Source organism: Isoptericola variabilis, assembly GCF_050311655.1.
GTDB classification, from domain to species: domain Bacteria; phylum Actinomycetota; class Actinomycetes; order Actinomycetales; family Cellulomonadaceae; genus Isoptericola; species Isoptericola variabilis.
In genome coordinates, this window is record NZ_JBNOZM010000025.1 from 1 (window position 1) to 255 (window position 255).

The window sequence follows — 255 nt, forward strand, 5'->3', positions numbered from 1 at the left end:
CAACCGCGCCTACCTCGAGCGCGGCGACCTGCACGTGGAGGTCCTGCCCCGCGGCACCGCCTGGCTCGACACCGGCAGGTTCGACTCGCTGCTGGAGGCGTCCGACTTCGTCCGCACCATCGAGAGCCGCCAGGGACTCAAGGTCGGCGCGCCCGAAGAGGTCGCCTGGCGGCGCGGCTTCCTGACCGACGACGACCTGCGCACCCGCGCGGAGAAGCTCACCAAGTCCGGGTACGGCACCTACCTGCTCGGCCT

1 protein-coding gene is annotated in these 255 nt (G+C 71.8%); it reads left to right on the forward strand.

Annotation, left to right across the window (positions count from 1 at the left end; translation table 11 throughout):
* The coding region (locus ACQP60_RS20920) for a sugar phosphate nucleotidyltransferase (protein ID WP_429736580.1) at positions 1-255 on the forward strand (255 nt) is incomplete at both ends.